The organism is Streptomyces canus, from assembly GCF_030815415.1.
Lineage (GTDB): Bacteria > Actinomycetota > Actinomycetes > Streptomycetales > Streptomycetaceae > Streptomyces > Streptomyces canus_F.
The window spans coordinates 9,454,744-9,472,514 of record NZ_JAUSWW010000001.1 but is presented as its reverse complement, the minus strand read 5'-3'; the positions used below and the strand labels follow the sequence as shown (position 1 = coordinate 9,472,514).

General features: G+C 70.8%; 17 protein-coding genes. 5 read left to right on the top strand and 12 right to left on the bottom strand.

The window, feature by feature from the left end:
- Window positions 1-38: 38 nt before the first annotated feature.
- The 11 genes from QF037_RS43960 to QF037_RS43910 all read right to left on the bottom strand — a co-directional run bounded on the left by QF037_RS43960 (window position 39) and on the right by QF037_RS43910 (window position 10,928).
- Window positions 39-1,157 carry an alcohol dehydrogenase catalytic domain-containing protein gene (locus QF037_RS43960; RefSeq protein ID WP_307035287.1) on the bottom strand — a complete coding sequence of 373 codons (1,119 nt, stop codon included), beginning with the start codon at window positions 1,155-1,157 and terminating at the stop codon, window positions 39-41.
- Between the two features lie 41 nt (window positions 1,158-1,198).
- Window positions 1,199-2,206, bottom strand: coding sequence for an ROK family protein (locus QF037_RS43955; RefSeq protein ID WP_307035285.1), 1,008 nt, complete (start codon window positions 2,204-2,206; stop codon window positions 1,199-1,201).
- Window positions 2,203-2,898, bottom strand: coding sequence for an HAD-IA family hydrolase (locus tag QF037_RS43950; protein WP_307035283.1), 696 nt, complete (start codon window positions 2,896-2,898; stop codon window positions 2,203-2,205). Before QF037_RS43950 ends, QF037_RS43955 begins: the two co-directional genes overlap by 4 nt.
- Window positions 2,895-3,752: a TIGR03619 family F420-dependent LLM class oxidoreductase gene (locus QF037_RS43945; protein ID WP_307035281.1), complete on the bottom strand. Its 858-nt coding sequence runs from the start codon at window positions 3,750-3,752 to the stop codon at window positions 2,895-2,897. The genes QF037_RS43950 and QF037_RS43945 overlap by 4 nt, the downstream gene beginning before the upstream one ends.
- Window positions 3,749-4,615, bottom strand: a complete 867-nt coding sequence (locus QF037_RS43940) for a VOC family protein (protein ID WP_307035279.1) — start codon at window positions 4,613-4,615, stop codon at window positions 3,749-3,751. The genes QF037_RS43945 and QF037_RS43940 overlap by 4 nt, the downstream gene beginning before the upstream one ends.
- Before the next feature lie 100 nt (window positions 4,616-4,715).
- Window positions 4,716-5,615 carry an NADP-dependent oxidoreductase gene (locus tag QF037_RS43935; protein ID WP_307035277.1) on the bottom strand — a complete coding sequence of 300 codons (900 nt, stop codon included), beginning with the start codon at window positions 5,613-5,615 and terminating at the stop codon, window positions 4,716-4,718.
- On the bottom strand, window positions 5,612-6,427 hold the full coding sequence (locus tag QF037_RS43930) for an SDR family oxidoreductase (protein ID WP_307035275.1): 816 nt from the start codon (window positions 6,425-6,427) through the stop codon (window positions 5,612-5,614). The genes QF037_RS43935 and QF037_RS43930 overlap by 4 nt, the downstream gene beginning before the upstream one ends.
- Window positions 6,420-7,412 carry a zinc-dependent alcohol dehydrogenase gene (locus QF037_RS43925; RefSeq protein ID WP_307035273.1) on the bottom strand — a complete coding sequence of 331 codons (993 nt, stop codon included), beginning with the start codon at window positions 7,410-7,412 and terminating at the stop codon, window positions 6,420-6,422. The genes QF037_RS43930 and QF037_RS43925 overlap by 8 nt, the downstream gene beginning before the upstream one ends.
- A complete protein-coding gene (locus QF037_RS43920; RefSeq protein ID WP_307035272.1) occupies window positions 7,412-8,620 on the bottom strand; it encodes an MFS transporter in 1,209 nt (402 codons plus the stop codon). The genes QF037_RS43925 and QF037_RS43920 overlap by 1 nt, the downstream gene beginning before the upstream one ends.
- Window positions 8,617-9,681, bottom strand: a complete 1,065-nt coding sequence (locus QF037_RS43915) for a 3-oxoacyl-ACP synthase III family protein (RefSeq protein WP_307035270.1) — start codon at window positions 9,679-9,681, stop codon at window positions 8,617-8,619. Before QF037_RS43915 ends, QF037_RS43920 begins: the two co-directional genes overlap by 4 nt.
- Window positions 9,678-10,928, bottom strand: a complete 1,251-nt coding sequence (locus tag QF037_RS43910; protein ID WP_307035268.1) for a sedoheptulose 7-phosphate cyclase — start codon at window positions 10,926-10,928, stop codon at window positions 9,678-9,680. Before QF037_RS43910 ends, QF037_RS43915 begins: the two co-directional genes overlap by 4 nt.
- 247 nt (window positions 10,929-11,175) lie before the next feature.
- Between QF037_RS43910 and QF037_RS43905 the strand changes: the two genes are divergently transcribed.
- On the top strand, window positions 11,176-11,787 hold the full coding sequence (locus QF037_RS43905; RefSeq protein ID WP_307035265.1) for a TetR/AcrR family transcriptional regulator: 612 nt from the start codon (window positions 11,176-11,178) through the stop codon (window positions 11,785-11,787).
- A gap of 265 nt (window positions 11,788-12,052) precedes the next feature.
- Entirely contained in the window at window positions 12,053-12,910 is an 858-nt protein-coding gene (locus tag QF037_RS43900) for a hypothetical protein (RefSeq protein ID WP_307035263.1), read from the top strand.
- Between the two features lie 257 nt (window positions 12,911-13,167).
- Here the strand turns inward: QF037_RS43900 and QF037_RS43895 are convergent, their stop codons facing one another.
- Window positions 13,168-14,250 (bottom strand): LacI family DNA-binding transcriptional regulator, encoded by a 1,083-nt coding sequence (locus QF037_RS43895; RefSeq protein ID WP_373463888.1) that lies wholly within the window; start codon window positions 14,248-14,250, stop codon window positions 13,168-13,170.
- 227 nt (window positions 14,251-14,477) lie between these two features.
- Between QF037_RS43895 and QF037_RS43890 the strand changes: the two genes are divergently transcribed.
- From QF037_RS43890 to QF037_RS43880, 3 genes are all read left to right on the top strand, one after another.
- On the top strand, window positions 14,478-15,404 hold the full coding sequence (locus QF037_RS43890) for a carbohydrate ABC transporter permease (protein WP_307035261.1): 927 nt from the start codon (window positions 14,478-14,480) through the stop codon (window positions 15,402-15,404).
- Window positions 15,405-15,408: 4 nt separating this feature from the next.
- On the top strand, window positions 15,409-16,335 hold the full coding sequence (locus QF037_RS43885; RefSeq protein ID WP_307035259.1) for a carbohydrate ABC transporter permease: 927 nt from the start codon (window positions 15,409-15,411) through the stop codon (window positions 16,333-16,335).
- Window positions 16,336-16,430: 95 nt separating this feature from the next.
- Window positions 16,431-17,768, top strand: a complete 1,338-nt coding sequence (locus tag QF037_RS43880) for an ABC transporter substrate-binding protein (protein ID WP_307035257.1) — start codon at window positions 16,431-16,433, stop codon at window positions 17,766-17,768.
- Window positions 17,769-17,771: the final 3 nt, after the last annotated feature.

The following is a 17,771-nucleotide window of genomic DNA, read 5'->3' as shown; positions in this document are numbered from 1 at the left end:
GCGGTCCGCCAACGGGTTTTGGCGAGGGCTCCACGCTCTCATCCGGCTCCCTGGTGCGTGGAGTCGTTCCCCAGGTCGATGACGAGGCGGATGACGAGTTCGTCGTCGACGAGGCGGGTGCGGTCGCCGATGATCCGGTTGAGGTGGTCGACGCCGGGCTCCAGGGTCAGGACGTGGGTGAGGAGCGGGTCGGCGGTGGTGTCGGTGCGCAGGGCTTCGGCGGCGGCGAGGAGTTGGGGGTTGGTGACGCCGCGGTTGCCGCTGAGGGTGACGCGCAGGCCGGGGCGGGTGAAGGTGGTGGTGGCCGGGGGCCAGGGGCCGCCGGTGTTGGCGCGGCGGACGCCGTCGAGGTCGACACCGGGCAGCAAGGGGGTGGTGGCGCGGGGCGGGACGCCGCCGAGGGGGTGGATGGCGACCAGGCGTGCGCCGAGGGCGGTGACGGCGGCTTCGACGGCGGGGACGGTTCCGCCGCGGTGGGTGGTGACGAGGAGCGCGGCGGTGCCGGTGACGTGCCGGTCGAGGGGGTCGGAGTCGAGGACGCTCACCGCGTGAGGGGCGTGGGTCTGGGTCCATTTGAGGCCGGCCTCGGTGCGGTGGACCACGACGACACGGACCGTGGGGAAGAGGAAGCGGGGCGCGAGCAGGGCGGCGAGGTTGCCGGTCAGGCCGTCGCCGTGGACGACGAGGGTGTCGGGGGCCGAGGTGGCCAGGCAGGCGAGGGCGTAGCGGACGACGGCGAACGGTTCGACGAGGGTGGCGCGGGCGGCGGGGAGGTCTGCGGGGAGAGGGGAGACGAGACCGCCGCGGACGGCTGAGGCGCCGATGAGGACGCGTTGCTGGAAGAGGCCCGGCACGTTGTGGCCGAGGAGGAAGGACGGGTCACCGGGGTGGGTGGGGTTGACGAGCACCCGGTCGCCGGGAGCGAAGCCGTCGGTGCCGGGTCCGGCGGCGACGACTCGGGCGGCGCCCTCGTGACCGACGACGGGTGAGGGGTCGTCGCGGTCGCCCCGCAGGATCTGGATGTCGGTGCCGCACAGGCTCACGTGCTCGGGTGCGAGCAGGAGTTCGCCCTCGCCGGGGTCCGGGGTGGGGACCTCCTCGATGCGGCAGGTGGTGCCGTGGCGGACGATCGCGCGATGGGTGGCCGTGGCCGGCATGGGGTCCTTCCGGAGGGAGTGGCGGTTCAAGGGGGCGGGTCTCAGTGTTTGGTGACGGTCAGTGCGCCGTGGGAGAGCGCGACGGCGCCCGCCAGGGGGTCCACCTCGCCGGGGCGGCACAGCCGCAGACTCTCTCCGGGCCGGTCGGTGTCGCGGTCGGCGTAGCTGCGCACTTCGCTGACCTGGCGGACCAGTTCGGCGCGGTAGGACTCGCCGAGGCCTTCCGCGTAGCCGCCGCCGATGCCGATGAGATCGATACGGGGGTCCAGGCAGCGCAGCATGCGCACGATTTCGGCGACGGGTTCCACGACGGTGGTGAGCAGGCGGAGGGCGGCGGGGTCGCCGGTCCGCAGCCGGGCGGTGAGGGTGTCGCGGATGTCCTCGGGACGTTCGATGCCGAGCGCGGCGGCGACGTGCGGCAGGGCGGGTCCGGCGGCCAGGGCGGCGACGTGGCCGGTGCCGCCGCAGGGGCAGGTCAGCGCGCGGACGGCCGCGGGTGCGCTGGAGACGGCCGGGAGGTGGCCGACCTCGCCCTGCATGCCGTGGGCGTCGACCGGGACGCAGTGTTCGGTGAGGTCGGCGGTGCGCAGGGCGATGCCGCTGCTCACCGTGAGGTAGACGGCCCGCCGGTGGTGGGGGCGGGCGAACCGCTCGACGAAGCTCGCGAGGCCGGCCGTGACGTCGTTGAACAGGTGCCAGCTGACGTCCGGGCGGCGGGCGGTGAGCAGCGCGCGGAGCGGGACTGGCCGGTCCGGACCACCGCCCCACAGCGGGCCCGAGCCGTGCAGCACGCCCCGCTCCTCGTCCATGGCGGCCCCGCAGGACATCGCCGCCCGCGCGTCCGCCGGCACCATGTCGGCCAGGGTCTCGATCAGCTGCTCGAGGAGTGCCGCCGGATCTTCGCCGGGCCGGTTGAGGATGCTGGGCGCGGGGAGCCGTATGGTCTCGCCGGACCCGGTGCGGATCCGCAGCCAGGTCCCTCCGAGGTCGACGGCGACCTGAGTACGTACCTGGTCCTCGCGGTCCTGAGTGACGGTCCGCGTGCTCACAGCCGTATTCCCTCTGCCGGTTCGGCGTGTGCCCGGGGCTGCCGGATCTCCAGGTGGATACGGCCGTCGCTCACGCGGGCGGTGACGGCGGTGAGGTCGTCGACGCGGTACGGGGCCGGTTCTGCGAGGGGGGCGGCGACGGCGACGGGGGTGCCGCCGGAGCGGCGGGCCGCGAGCAGTCCGGGGGCGGAGTCCTCGAAGAGGAGGCAGCCGGCGATGTCCACGTCGAGGAGGCGGGCAGCGGCACGGAAGCCCTCGGGGTCGGGTTTGCCGACCCGGACGTCGTCGGCGCAGACGGCGACGGCGGGCAGCGGCAGTCCGGCGGCGGTGAGGCGGCGTTCGGTCATGGTGCGGGAGGCGGAGGTGACGACGGCCCAGGTGCGCGCGGGCAGGGAGGTGAGCAGCCGTCGCGCGCCCGGGATCTCGGTGACGGTGTCGGCGGTGGCCTCCTCGCGTTCCCGGATCCAGGCGACTTCGGCGCTGACGGCGGAGAGGTCGGCCGCGGGGAGGAGCCCGGCGACGATGTCGGGGGCGGTGCGGCCGGGCAGCGCGGCGAGCACGGTGGCGGCGTCGAGGCGGTGGCGGGTGGCGAACGCCCGCCAGACACGGTCGATGGAGTCGGCGGAGTCGACCAGGGTGCCGTCCATGTCGAAGAGCAGGGCGCGGGCCGTCACCGCGCGCAGGGCGGTCATCCGATCTCCAGGGTGTGTGCGGCGAGCCGGATCAGTTCCAGGTCTTCCTTCCAGTGCCTGCGCAGACGCTGGTCGCCGGGGTCGGTGTCGAGGACCACGTGGTCGGCGCCGAGGTCGCGCAGGAAGGCGATGTCGGCGCGGATCTGGTCGGGGGTGCCGTAGCCGAGCGGGCGGGAGTCGGGGTCGGCGGGGGTGGTGGTGGGCAGGAAGAAGATCCTCGGGGCGAACTGTTTGCCGTCCGCGAGGGCCCCGGCGGCCTGGGCGCACAGCTGTCGGCTGGGGTGGAGCGGGTGCCAGGCGGTTCCGACGCGGTTGACGCGTTCCAGGGCGCGTGGTCCGTTGCCGCCGATCCACAGCGGCGGGTGCGGGTCCTGTACGGGCCGCGGTGCGGTGTGTACCCGGTGGCCGCGGTGGGTGACGGTGTCGGAGGTCCATGCCGCGAGCAGGACGTCCAGGGTGTGATCGGTGAGGGCGCCGCGTCTGCGGAAGTCCACGCCCAGGACGTCGAAGGCGCGCGGGGCCCAGCCGACGCCGACGCCGACGACGAGGCGGCCGCCGCTGAGTCCGTCGATGGTGGCGGTGGCCCGGGCGAGCGCGATCGGGTGGCGGTGGGAGGCGATGAGGACACCCGCGCCGAGACGGATGGTCTCGGTCTGCCCGGCCAGCCAGGAGAGGGTGGCGAGGCTCTCGTGGAAGGGGGCGGGCGAGCGCCGCTGGGCGTCGTCGGTGAGGGCGAGGTGGTCGGAGACCAGGACGGTGTCGAAGCCCAGCTGTTCGGCCTCGCGGGTCCAGGCGAGCATGCCCTCGGGCGTCATCTGGGGGCCGAAGTTGGGCAGGTTGATGCCGAATTTCATGTGGTCACCGGCCCGGGGAGGGTGAGTCCGAAGGCGGCGTGGTGCGCTGTGGGGGCCGGCTGGGGCTGGGCGTGCAGTTCGAGGAGGTTGCCGCCGAGGCGGTCCACGGAGCGCGGCGGTTGCCGGTCGGGGATGCCGTGCTCGAAGAGTTCGAGGTTGAGGGCGTCGTCGACGACGACCATGGCCATCGCCGAGGTGCCCTCGACGTCGAGGTCGAACTGGCGGCGCATGAAGGCCCGGTCGGCGGCGATCTCGGTGCGCAGGACGACCCGTGCCCGGTGGTGGGTGACGAGGTGGTCGATGGTGGCGTCGAGGTTCTGGACGCTGTAGCCGGTGTGGTCCAGGCCGAGCAGGGTGGGCAGGGGCGCGTCGTCGGCCGGCCGCTGGTCGTGGTGGAGTCGTTCGGCGGTGGTGTCGGCGTATCCGGGGACGTCGGGCCACTGCTGCAGTTCGAAGAGGGTGCCCCAGGGGGCGCGGAAGTAGATCCACCGGTTTCCGCGGATCGGGCCCTCGGGGATGGTGATGATGTCGCCCAGGACGTCGACTCCGGGGAGCTGTTCCAGGTGGGCCACGGCCGCCTCGATGTCGCCGACGCGCAGGCAGAGGTGGTTGGTGCCGATGTCGACCAGCCGGGGCGGGGTGTCGGGGATGCCGTCGGCCGCGGTCGGTACGAGGCGTACCTCGATGCCGGGAGAGAACGAGACGACGCCGGCGCCGCCGTCCCGGTCCACGGCCGAGGGTCCGGCCAGTTCCGCGAGGAAGGCGGTGGCCTCCTCGACATCCGGCACCGCCACCGTGATCCGGTGGGCCGGCGGGCGGGTGCCGGGGAGCGAGGTCAGAGGGGTGTCTTGGGCCGTGGTCATGTGGGGGTTCCTTCGGGGAGCGGGGTCGGGGCCGGGGGTAAGCGTCTGCCGGTGGCCGTGGCCGGGCCCCGGACGACGACCGGCCTCGGGTGCGGGTGGGTCACGGCAGGAGCAGGACCTTGCCGCGCAGGCCGCCCGCACTGAAGTCGTGGTGGGCGCGGGCGGCGTCGGCGAGCGGGTAGCGGCGGCCGGCCGGCACCGTGAGACGGCCGGCGGCGACCAGATCGCTCAGGGTCTGGAGCTGGTCGCCGTTCTCGTCGACGTAGCTCTTGCCCGGAGTGATGCCCCGCTCGGGGGCGGGCTGGGGGTTGTCGTCGATGGCGACGAACTGGCCTCCGTCGGCGACCGCGCGGATCGCGGCGGCCACGCCCGCGGTGTCGACGACAGCCGTGTGGGTGGCGTCGGGGAGATCCACGGTCCGGGTGTGCACAGTGCCTACGCCGAGGCCTCGCAGGGACTCGATGTCGCCGGTCCGGGCCAGGGCGTCGACCGGGTGTCCGTCGGCGAGCAACAGCTGGACGGCGATCCGGCCGACCGCGCCGGCGGCGCCGGTGACGAGTACGGGTGCGCCGGCCGGCAGCGTGAGCTTGGCCAGGGTCTGGACGGCGGTCAGTCCGGCGAGCGGGAGCGCTGCGGCCTCCTGCGGCGGCAGGCCGGCCGGGGCGTGGGCGAACAGGCGTGCGTCGGCGGTGACGTGTTCGGCATAGGTGCCGTAGCGGTGGGCCGGCTGGGCGATCATGCCGATGACCTGCTTGCCCACGGTGAACCGGGTGACCTCGCTGCCGGTCTCGGTGACGACGCCGGAGACGTCCCAGCCGGGTACGGACGGGTAGGTGAGGTTCAGGGTGAGGAAGCCGGAGCGGGTCTTGAGGTCGACCGGGTTCACGGCGGCCGCGGTGACGGTGACACGGATGTCCTGCGGTCCGACGGGCAGTTCGGGTACCTCGTCGAAGGCCAGGACGTCGGGCTCGCCGGTGCGGTGGAAGGTGATGGCTTTCATGCCGGCGAGTTCTCCTTCGGAGCGACGGTGGTGAAGGCGTGGCGGGCGTTGGCCTCCGCCGCGGTCAGGGCGAGTCCGCCGTCGGCGAGGACCGAGGTGCCGGTGAGGTAGCCGGAGTGGGGTCCGGCGAGATAGGCGATGAGCGAGGCGATCTCCTCGGCTCCGGCCGGGCGGCCGAGCGGGATGTCGGGGCGGGAGATCGACCGGTAGGTGGCCTCGTCGTGGACGCCGTTCATGGCGGTGGCGGTCTCACCGGGGGCAACGGAGTTGACCCTGATGCCGTACTGGCCGAACTCCAGGGCGAGAACCTTGGTGATCATGCCCAGGGCGGCCTTGCTGGCGCAGTAGAGCGCGCCGCCGGTGATGGGGACGGTCTCGTGGACGGAGGTGACATTGACGATGCTGCCCCGGACGCGGCCACGGATCATGTGGTGGCCCACCGCGGAGGCGAGCGTCATGGGAGCAAGGGCGTTGATCGCGAACACCTCGTCGGCCCGCTTCAGTTCCAGGGCGTCGGCGGCGCTGCGGTCGTTGATGCCGGCGTTGTTGACCAGGCAGTCGATACGTCCGGCCCGCTCGACGGCGGCCATGCAGCTGTCGACCGCGGCCTCCGGGTCGCGCAGATCGGCCCGGACCGGGACGCATTCGGCGCCGGTGGTGCGCCGCAGTTCCTCGGCGACCTGGCGGATCCGGTCCTCGCCGGTGGCGTAACCGAGAAGCAGCCGGTGGCCCGGGCCGGCAAGTGCCCGGGCGGTGGCCCGGCCGATGCCGCTGCTGGCGCCGGTGATCAGTGTGGTGTGGAGGTCAGGCAACGCTCAGCACCACCTTGGGCCGGTTCCGGCCGTGCTGGAGCACGTCGAAGGCGCGGGCGACCTCGGCGAGCGGTATCACCTGGTCGACGAGACCGGCGGCGAGTTCGTCGACGAGTGCGACGGCGCGGGCGTAATGGTCGACGCCGTGCCGGACTCCGGCGATGCGCAGGCCGTCCAGGGTGATCCGGGCGGCGTCGACGGTCTCGGCCTGTGCGGGGACGCCGACCAGCAGGCACAGGCCGCCGGGGCGCAGCCGGTCAAGCGCGGCGTTGAGGGTGCCGGGGGCGCCCGAGCACTCCAGGACGAGGTCGTAGCCGGTGGGGGCGTCGTCGGTGCGGGTGACCCGGTCGCGGTAGCTGCCGGCCGGAAGGTGGCCGACGGTGCCGGGTTCGGCGATGTCGACGGTCACCGGGTACCGGGCGAGGACGGCGGCGGCGAGGCTGCCCATGGTGCCCGCGCCGATGACCAGGATCTGGTCCCCGGGCCGCGGGTCGGCCGCGTGGACCGCCTCCAGGACGGTGACCAGGGGTTCGACCAGGACGTGTTCCGGGCGCGGGTGCTCCGTGCCGGGGCCGAAGGGAACCAGGGCGTGGCGGGGCATGACCAGGAACTCGGCGGCGGCTCCGGTCCAGCCGTACAGGCCGACTTCGCGCAGCTCGGTGCACAGGTTGCGGTGGCCGGCGGCGCAGGAGCGGCAGGACTGGCAGGGGATCATGGTGGAGCCGGTGACCACCTCGCCGTGGCGCAGTCCGGTGACGCCGGGGCCGAACTCCTCGACGGTGCCTGCCCATTCGTGGCCGAACCGGTGCGGGAAGGTGGCGCGTCCGTCGGCGAGGTAGGGGGAGGTTCCGTGCAGGAGCTCCAGGTCACTGCCGCACAGGCCGACGTAGGCGATCCTGACCAGGACCTCGCCGGGTCCGGCGGCCGGGCGGGCGGTCTCCACCAGGGTCGCGGTGTGCGGTTTGTCGATGACGGCGGCCCGCATCAACGGCCCTCACCTGCTGCCAGGGTGCGGCGGGTGCCCAGGACGAGGGCGAGGACGGCTGCCAGGGCGAGACCGGCGCCGACCGCGGGCAGCGCGGCCAGCGAGGCGCCCAGCGAGAGGGTGGCCGAGCCGATCCAGGCGCCGGCGGCGTTGGCGAGCTGGAAGCCCGCGATGTTGACGGTGGCCGCGAGGTTGGGGGCCTCACTCGCCGCGCTGATCAGTTTGGAGGCCAGCGGCGGGATGATCGAGAAGCCCGCGGCGCCGAGGACGAAGAGCCAGGGTGCGGTGAACCAGGTGCTCGAGCCGAAGAGCGCCAGCAGGCCGAGGGCGACGGTGAGAGCGCCGAGCGCGACGAGCAGGGTGCGGTCGATGGAGCGGTCGGCGAAGTGTCCGCCGAGCTGGTTGCCGACCACCGAGCCGATGCCGAAGACGAAGAGAAGCAGCGTGACGTGGCCGGACGAGAAGCCGGTGTAGTCGCGGAGGTAGGGCGCGATGTAGGTGAAGACGACGAACAGGGCGGCCTGGCTGAGCGCGGTCAGGGTGAGCGCGGCCCACACCGCGGGGCGGGTGAAGACGGTGAGTTCGGCGGAGATCGATCCGGCCGGGCGGGCGGGGGCGCGCCGGGTGACGGCCACCAGGCCCACGGTGACCAGGGTCTGGAAGACCGCGACCACCACGAAGGAGGTCCGCCAGCCGAACTCGCCGCCGATCAGGGTGCCGAGCGGTACGCCGAGCACGGTGGCCAGGTTCAGGCCGAGGGAGACCCGGGCGATCACTCGGCCCTGGAACTCCGGCGGCACCAGAGACGTGGCGAGGACCAGGCACAGGGCGAAGAAGGTGGCGTGCGGCAGGGCGGTGATGATCCGGAAGACGACCAGGAGCGCGAAACTGTTCGCCAGTGCCGTACCCAGGGTGCCGATGACGAAGACCGCCATGGAGCCGATGATCAGGGCGGTGCGCGGCACGCGGGTGGTGACGATGGTGAGCAGCGGACCACCGATCATCACGGTGACCGCGTAGACGGTCACCAGGAGTCCGGCGGTGGCGTCGGACACGTTGACGTCGCCCGCGATGTCCGGGAGGACGCCGGCCACGAGGTACTCGACGGTGCCGACGCCGAAGACGGCGAGCAGCATCCACAGGACGGCGGCGTTGGTGCCCTTCGCTGGTACGGGCGTTGGCGTCTCGGTGCTGGTGGTGGCGGTCAACGGACGCTCCCCTTCTTCTCGTTCGTGTCGGTGGTGGGTGCGGGCGCGCCGGTGTACTCCAGGACGGCGCAGCCCCAGGTGAATCCGACGCCTATGCCGGTGAGCAGCAGCCGGTCGCCCGGGTTGAGGGCACCGGAGCGGCGCAGCAGGTCGAGGCCTACGACCGGGTCGGCGGCGCCGGTGTGCCCGATCTCCCAGCCGCGCTCGGCCAGCGTCTGGCCGGCGTCGATCTTCAGCGGGCCGAAGCACTGTTTGCGCAGCAGGATCCGGCCGAAGTTCGGCACCAGCCAGTGGGCGATGTCGGAGTGGGCGGTGTCGGCGTCGGCGAGTGCGGTCTCGGCGCAGCGTGACAGGGCGGCGGTGTTGCGGGTCCAGAACTCCTCGGTGCTGCGGGTCTCGGCGAATGCGGCGACCCGCTGGCGCAGGTCGATGGGGGCTCCGGAGCCGTAGTAGGGCATCGCCATCGAATCGTTGCCGCGGTGCATCCGCTCGAGCAGCGGGTCGCTGACCACGGAGGTGGACAGGATCCGGAAGGGGCCGCCGTCGTGGCCGAGGACCAGGGCGCCCGCGCCGTCGCCGTAGACCAGTCCGCTGTCGGAGGCCCAGCGGTCGAAGAGCGGCAGCTGCCAGGCGTCGGAGGCGGTGACCATGCCCTTGCCGGAGCCCGCGCACCAGCGTCCGACGAGCTCCATGCCGACGACGGCGCCCGCGCAGGCGGTGCGTATCTCGATCGGTATGCATTCCTCTATGCCGAGCTCGCTCTGCAGATAGGCGCCGCAGTTCCAGCCCTCCAGGCCGTTGTGCAGCACCACCGCATGGACCAGGACATCGATGTCGGCGGGGTCGGTCCCGGCGTCCGCGAGCGCGGCGTGTCCGGCGGCCGCCGCCATCTCGGGGGCGCTCTCGCCGCGTTCGGGGCGGGCCACGGCGGCCGACACCTGTCCGGTCTTGCGGTGTTCGACCTGGCTGTACCGTCCCGCGGCCACCATCTCGGCGGCGAACTCACGTTCCTCGGGCAGATAGGAGCCGAAGCCCTCGATGTAGAGGCTCTCCCACTTCACGCTGCCTCACCGGCCCCGACGAGTCCGGCCTCGGATGCGAAGTTCTGCCCCGCTCGCTGTCGTGCGGTGTCGAGTTCCTTGAGCGCGGTGTCCAGTTCCTCGGGGGTGACGTCGTTGACGAATCGGTGGTGACCGATGCCGACCGGAAGCGGCAGCCGCTGCTGTCCGTCGCGATGGCGCACCGTATCGGCGAGTGCGCCGTCCAGGATTCCCGGACGGGCCAGGACCTCGGTCCACAGCGGGAGTCGCAGCCGGTCCATCAACGCCAGTACGCGCTGGGACTGGTGCTCGGTGACATCGCCGCGCATCCGCCCCATCACGGTGGTGAGCGCCATGTCGACGGCGACCGCCTCACCGTGCAGCAGCTCCGGCAGCGCCTCCATCTCGATGGTGGGGCTGAAGGTGTGCCCGTAGTCGACGCATCGTTCCAGGCACTGTTCCCACAGATTGGGCTGGAGTTCTTCCAGCATCAGGTGGATGGCCTCGGAGACGACCCGGCGGGCCGCCGTCTCCAGGGCGGGAGTGCTGCCCTGGAAGCGGTCCTCGATCAGCAGCGGCCCGAAGTCCTCGAGGAGATCGAAGAGTTCCGCCGACTTGATGAGTGCCACCTTGAGGATCTCCGCCAGCCCGTTGGAAAGGTGACGTGCGTCGAGGGTGCTCAGGAAGGAGCGGTCCACGAAGGTCGCCACGGCCGGTGCGTAGGTACCGAGCCGGTTCTTGCCCTGCCCGTAGTTGACCCCGGTCTTCACGCCGACCCCGGCGTCGACCAGGCCCACCAGGGTGGTGGGTATCCGTATGTAGGGGGTGCCGCGCCGGTACAGGCTGGCGGCGAGTCCGACGACGTCGAGGAGGACGCCGCCGCCGATGGCGATCACCGGTTCGCGCCTGCGGTCGATGCCGAAGTCGTTCATCGCGTCGACCACGTCCGTCACCAGGCTCCACCGCTTGACACTCTCGTCCGCGCGTACGGGCAGGAGAGTGACCGCGATGCCGTGATGGTCGAAGTAGCGGGTGATGCGCTCCCCGTGGAGTTCCTGAACGGTGGAGTCGATCAGGACGAGACGCCGGTCGCCGGGTCGCAGCGCTGCGTCCGCGCAACCCGTTAACAGCAGGGTGCTGTCGGTGTCGAACAGGCCGGACGCCTCGACGACGTGGTACCGGACCTGTTTGACGGCCTCCACGGTCCAGGTCGGGGAGGCGGAGTGACGGCGGGTCAGGCCATCGGTGTAAGACGCACTGTTGTGCATGTGGAGTCCTCACGCTGTGCAGGCATGGTGCGTCGTGGACGGCGACCACCTTGTCGCCGCTCCTCGCTGCGCATGAAGGGTGCGGCGAGGAACCACGCCTGTTCGGCGTACCGGTTCCCCCACCGGCTCGGCGAGACTATCATTCGTTTATCGATCGCTACATGAATAATGGATCACACCGGCGTGAAGCCGCACTTCGGCCCGCGCCCGCGAGAGAGCACGCTCACCGACGACGTGGGAGCACCTGATGGCAGGCGTACGCGGCCAGGGCCGTAAGTTCGATCTCGACGGCGCCTTGGAGAAGGCCATGCTCGCCTTCTGGCGGCATGGTTACGACGGCGCCTCCGTCGCCACCCTCACCCGGGAGATGGGGATCAACCCCCCCAGCCTGTATGCGGCGTTCGGCAGCAAGGAGGGCCTCTTCTTCGCCGCCGTCGAGTACTACAACAACGGCAGAGGCAGCTTCATGCAGCGCGCCTTCGACGAGGAGGGCCACTCCCCCGCCCTGATCCGGCGCCTGCTGTACGAGGCGGCCGAGACCTACACCCTCGCCGACGGACCCGGCGGCTGTCTGATCATCGGCTCCGCCACCCGCGTCTCCGACGCCGCCCAGGAAGTCGCCGACCGCCTCCGCAATCTCCGCAACGCCAACATCGACCGGCTGGAGGAGCACATCAGGGCCGACATCGACGCGGGAACCCTCCCGGCCCACACCGACGCCCGCGCGGTCGCCGAGTTCACCGGGGTGGTCGTTCAGGGCATGTCGCACCGGGCCCGGGACGGCGCGACGACCGAGGCGCTACGGGCCGTCGCGGGGACGGCGTGGAAGTCGGTCCGGATGCTGCTGGGCGAGACGTAAGGATCAGGGGAATCGCTCGCCGCCACGCTGCCGCGAATACCCGGATCTCCACGTTCCGTTTCCTTCTCCGAAGAGACCCCGGAATATCAGGTGCCCACCCTCGCACTCCATGCACGCGGAACAATGTCCAAAGGGCGGGCCAGAAGCACCGCGAACCGGCCAACACCCCTTCCCCTTGGGCGTATTGGGCCAGCTCAGGGGCACTCACGTCGCAAGCCGACAGCACGTCGGAGGAAGTCGGCCAACGTGAGGAGAGAGGGCATTCATGCGGAGCAGAGGAGTGAAGGCGTCCGCGCTGGGAACGGCCGTCATCATGGGGAGCGTCGTCCTGACGGCCTGTGGGGACAGCGATGCGAAGGACGACAGGCCCGCGGCGACGGCGAGCGCGAGTGATGGCGCGCAGGAGCAGGGCACGGCTGCCGTGCGCAGCGCCTACGACAAGACCGCCGAGGCCGAGACGGCGAAGATGACCGTCAAGGTGAAGGCCTCGGCGGACGGCCGGTCGATCACGTCCGCCGGCCGCGGGGCCATCGACCTCGCGGACGGCGACAGCACCATGACCGTCACCGCCGAGGGCCAGACCATCGAACAGCGAGTGGTCGACCAGGTGCTCTATCAGGAAGCCCCTGACCGGGAGAAGTCCGGCGGCAAGCCCTGGCTGAAGATCGACCTGAAGAAGGTCGCGGAACAGCAGGGTTCGGACCCCGCACAGATCGGCGATCCGGCCCAGTCCGCCGCCTACGCCAAGGCGATCACCGACGACGACGTCTCCAAGGTCGGCACGGAGAAGATCGACGGCGCCGACACCGACCGGTACAAGGTCTCGGTCGACGTGTCGCAGCTGCCCGGCGGCTCGCAGCTGCGCGAGCAGATCGGCCCGACGCTGCCCATGCAGATCTGGCTCGACGACCAGGGCCGCATTCGACGCCAGCAGATCGACATGACCGTCAAGGCACCGGCCTCCGCCAAGCCGGACGCGAGCTCCACACCCCAACAGGTGAAGCTCAGCACGCTGATGGAGTACTCCGACTTCGGCACCGAGGTCGAGGCCGAGGCTCCCCCGGCCAAGCAGGTGACCGACATGACCGACCAGGCACTGCGGGACGGTCAGAAGAAGAGCTGACCCCGCGTGGGCCCGGCCGAACGCCGCCGGGCCCGCGGCACCCGGGCCGTCCTCGGCGAGAGGTTCCGTCGGCGGAGTGCTACCGGCCCCGGAGTGCGGACGCGGCGATCCGGAACGGCCCAATGAACCAGGCGCCCGGACGGAGACTGCGGCTCCGCCGTGTGGTCCCTGCCAGGACGACGGCACGGCACGCCTGCGATGCCTGCAGCGCTTGCAGTACCTGCAACGGCAGCGAGCGGCACTCTCCGGCCGCCGGCTCAGCGCACCGCGGGGGGCGCCGTGCTCTCCCGCACTATCAGACGCGTCGGCACAAGCGACGTGCCGTGCGTCGCGTCGTCGTGGCGCATCTTCCGCAGGACCGCCTGGACGCAGAGGCGGCCGACCTCAGCGAAGTCCTGATGGACCGTCGTGAGGGGCGGCAGGAAGGACGACGCCTCGGCGATGTCGTCGAAGCCGATGACGCTGACGTCCTCGGGGACGCGCCGGCCGCGTTCATGCAAGGCGCGCAGCAGACCCAGGGCCATCTGGTCGTTGGCCGTGAAGACGGCCGTGCAGTCGTCGTGCGCGGCCAGCTCCAGGCCCGCCCGGTAGCCAGACTCCGCCGACCAGTCGCCCCGCACCAGGGGCGGTATCCGCCGGCCCGCGTCGGTGAGCGTGGCCTGCCAGGCGTCGGTACGGCGCTGGGCGGCGTAGGAGCCCTCGGGGCCCGCGAGGTGCCAGACCGTATCGTGGCCGAGCCCGAGCAGATGCTGGACGGCCGCGCGCGTGCCGCCGACCTGGTCGGTGTCGACGACCGTGTACCGCTCCCCCGCGTCGGAGTCGGCGACGACCACCTGGACGCGGGGCGGCATATTGATGGTGGCAGCGTCCAGGAGGTGCACCTCCATGATGACGATCACCGCGTCGACGGCGAGTTCCCCCAGTCGGGAGAAGGCGCCGCGCACCTCGTCCTGGGTGGGGACGGCGACCGGCAGCAGGGTCACCGCGTATCCCTCGGCCGCCGCAGCGGTGGCGATCGCCTCCAGGGTGCGGACGTTGCCGGTCGTGGAGAGAGTGAAGGTGATGACGCCCAGGGTGCGGAACTCGCCGCGCTTCAGGGCGCGGGCGGCGCTGTTGGGGCGGTAGCCCAGCTCCCGCATGGCGGCGAGGACCTGGCGGCGCGTCTCCTCGTTGACACCCGCGTAACCGTTGGACACGCGCGAGACGGTCTGCGAGGACACCCCGGCCAGCTGTGCCACGTCCGCCATCGAGACCGAGGGTCGGGCCGGTCCCTGTGCGCGCCGACGGCCGGTCACCGCAGGTGAGGCCGCCTGCGTCGGCGTGTCGTGCGTCGCGTCCATTTTCTACCCCCTGCCTCTCCTTGCATCGCTTTGATCACGATCCTCCAGGGAGACCCTTGACCTGTGTCAGCGGAGGCGTGTAGACATGCCGCCATCGGATGTTTACGTAAACATAACAGCTCGGGTCACTTTTTTTGCTGCTTGATGTTTGCGTAAACATCTCGTCCGCGCCACACGGGGAAATCTGCGGGGCGCGGGTTCCATGAGTGGACGAGCGAGGAACGATCATGACAACGCTGCAACCGCCGGCCGCCGCCGCGCCGCGTCCGGCACCGCCTCCGGCAAAACGGGACCGACGCTCCTGGACGGGGTGGGGGTTCATCGGCCCGTTCGTGGCGGTCTTCGCACTCGTCTTCCTCGCGCCCATCGCGTACTCGGTCTACCTGAGTCTCTTCCGCAACCAGTTGATCGGCGGCAACCAGTTCGTCGGCCTGGACAACTACACCCAGGCCCTCAAGGACGACCAGTTCTGGTCGGCCGTCGGCCGGGTGGGGCTCTTCCTGGCGATCCAGGTGCCGATCATGCTGGGCATCGCCCTGCTGGTGGCGCTGGCGCTGGACAGCGGCCGGCTCTACGGCAAGAGCTTCTTCCGGATCACGATCTTCCTGCCGTACGCCGTGCCCGCCGTGGTCGCCACCCTGATGTGGGGCTTCATGTACGGCACCAAGTACGGCCTGGTGGGCGACATCAACGAGACGTTCGGCCTCACGCTGCCCGACCTGCTCTCCCCCGACTGGGTGCTGGCCTCCATCGGCAACATCGTGACGTGGGAGTTCGTCGGCTACAACATGCTGATCTTCTACTCGGCGCTGCGGGTCATCCCGAGCTCCCTGTACGAGGCGGCCGAGATCGACGGTGCCGGTCAGTGGCGGGTGATCGCCTCGATCAAGCTGCCCGCGATCCGGGGCGCGATCGTCATCGCGACGATCTTCTCGATCATCGGCAGTTTCCAGCTCTTCAACGAGCCGAGCATCCTGCGTCCGCTGGCGCTCAACGCCATCACCACCGACTACACGCCGAACTTCTACACGTACTCGCTGTCCTTCGCCGGCCAGCAGCACAACTACTCCGCGACGGTCGCCATCATCATGGGCCTGCTCACGATGGTGGTCGCCTACGTCGTGCAGCTGCGCGGCATGCGCAAGGGAGCGTGACCCGATGAGCACCCCTGTCACCACCGCCTCCCCCGCAAAGACCAGCAGCCCTCCCCGGCTGCGGACCCCGCGCAAACCCGCCCCGGACAAGCGGCGGCGCAGCGTGCTGATGACGGTGCTGATGGCCCTGATGGTCCTCTACACCGTGGTGCCGCTGATCTGGCTGGTCATCAACTCCACCAAGACCCAGGCCGGTCTGGGCGACTCCAACGGTCTGTGGTTCGCCCACGACTTCGCCCTGTGGGACAACATCCGGGACACCTTCACCTACCACGACGGCATCTTCGGCCGCTGGCTGCTCAACACCCTGCTGTACGTGGTGCTCGGCGCCGGCGGCGCGACCCTGCTGGCGGTGCTGGGCGGCTATGCGCTGGCGAAGTTCGACTTCCCCGGCAAGCGCGCCATCTTCGCCGTCGTCATCGGCGCGGTGGCCGTGCCGGGTACGGCGCTCGCGGTGCCGACCTTCCTGATGTTCAGCAAGATGGGGCTCACCGACACCCCGTGGGCGGTGATCATCCCGTCGCTGGTGTCGCCGTTCGGTCTCTATCTCATGTGGGTGTTCGCCACCGAGGCGATTCCGACCGAGCTGCTGGAAGCGGCCCGGATGGACGGGGCGAGCGAGGTGCGGACCTTCTTCCAGGTCGCGTTGCCGCTCCTGGCCCCGGGGATCGTGACCGTGCTGCTGTTCACCACGGTCGCCACCTGGAACAACTACTTCCTCCCGCTGATCATGCTCAAGGACCCGGACTGGTACCCGCTGACCCTGGGTCTGAGCGCCTGGAGCAACCAGGCGCAGACCATCGGCGGTGACGTCATCTTCAACCTGGTGATCACGGGCTCCCTGCTCACGATCATCCCCCTGATCGCCGCCTTCCTGTTCCTCCAGAAGTACTGGCAGTCCGGCCTCGCCGCCGGAAGCGTCAAGGAGTGACGAGGCCGGCGCCCGCCCCAAGCCCCCCAATTGAGCACCACCGGCACCACCCCCACCCTCACCTGTCCCACCCACGCAGAAGTGGAAGCACCTCCATGCGCAGAACAACCGGCCGCATCCTGCGCGGCATCGCCCTCGTCTCCACCCTCGCCCTGGGCGCCACCGCATGCGGCGGCTCGGACGACGACTCCGACACGAAGGCCGTCTCCGCCGCGGACATCAAGGCGGCCCTGGACAAGGGCGGCGACATCACGGTCTGGGCCTGGGAGCCCACCTTGAAGACCGTGGCCGCCGACTTCCAGAAGAAGTACCCGAAGGTCAAGGTCAACCTGGTCAGCGAGCGCTCCGGCGACAAGCACTACACCGCGCTGTCCAACGCGATCTCGGCCGGCAAGGGCGCCCCGGACGTCGCCCAGGTCGAGTACTTCGCGCTCGGCCAGTACTCCCTGACCAAGGGCCTGACCGACCTGGCCCCCTACGGCGCCGACAAGCTCGCCTCGAAGTACACGCCCGGTCCGTGGAACGCGGTCAGCGACGGCGACAAGGTCTACGGCCTGCCGATGGACTCGGGCCCGATGGCGCTGTTCTACAACAAGAAGGTCTTCGACAAGTACAAGATCGCCGTTCCGACCACCTGGGACGAGTACCTGGACGCGGCCCGCAAGCTCCACAAGGCCGACCCGAAGGCGTACATCGCCAACGACGCCGGTGACGCGGGCTTCACCACCTCCATGCTGTGGCAGGCCGGTTCGCGCCCCTACAAGGTCGACGGCACCAAGGTCGGCATCAACTTCGACGACGCCGGAGCCAAGAAGTTCGAGACGGTCTGGCAGAAGCTGATCGACGAGAAGCTACTCGCCCCGGTCAACGGCTGGACCGACGACTGGTACAAGGGCCTCGGCGACGGCACCATCGCCACCCTGGCCACCGGCGCCTGGATGCCCGCCAACTTCTCCACCGGCGTCCCGAACGCCAAGGGCCAGTGGCGTGCCGCGGCGATGCCCGCCTGGACCAAGGGCGACAAGGCGAGCGCGGAGAACGGCGGCTCCTCGCTGACGGTCCCGGCGCTGGCCAAGAACAAGGAACTCGCCTACGCCTTCACCGAGTACGCCAACTCCGGTGACGGTGTCGCCACCCGTGTCTCCGAGGGCGCCTTCCCCGCCACCAAGGCGGAACTGGAGTCGGCCGACTTCCAGAGCAAGAAGTTCGACTACTTCGGCGGCCAGGAAGCCAACAAGATCTTCGCCGAGTCCGCCGCGAACGTGGCGAGCGACTGGTCCTACCTCCCGTTCCAGGCGTACGCGAACTCGATCTTCAACGACACGGTCGGCAAGGCCTACGTCTCCAACGCCACGCTGGCGGACGGCCTGAAGGCCTGGCAGGACGCGTCGGTCAAGTACGGCGAGGAGCAGGGCTTCACCATCGAGAAGTAGCCC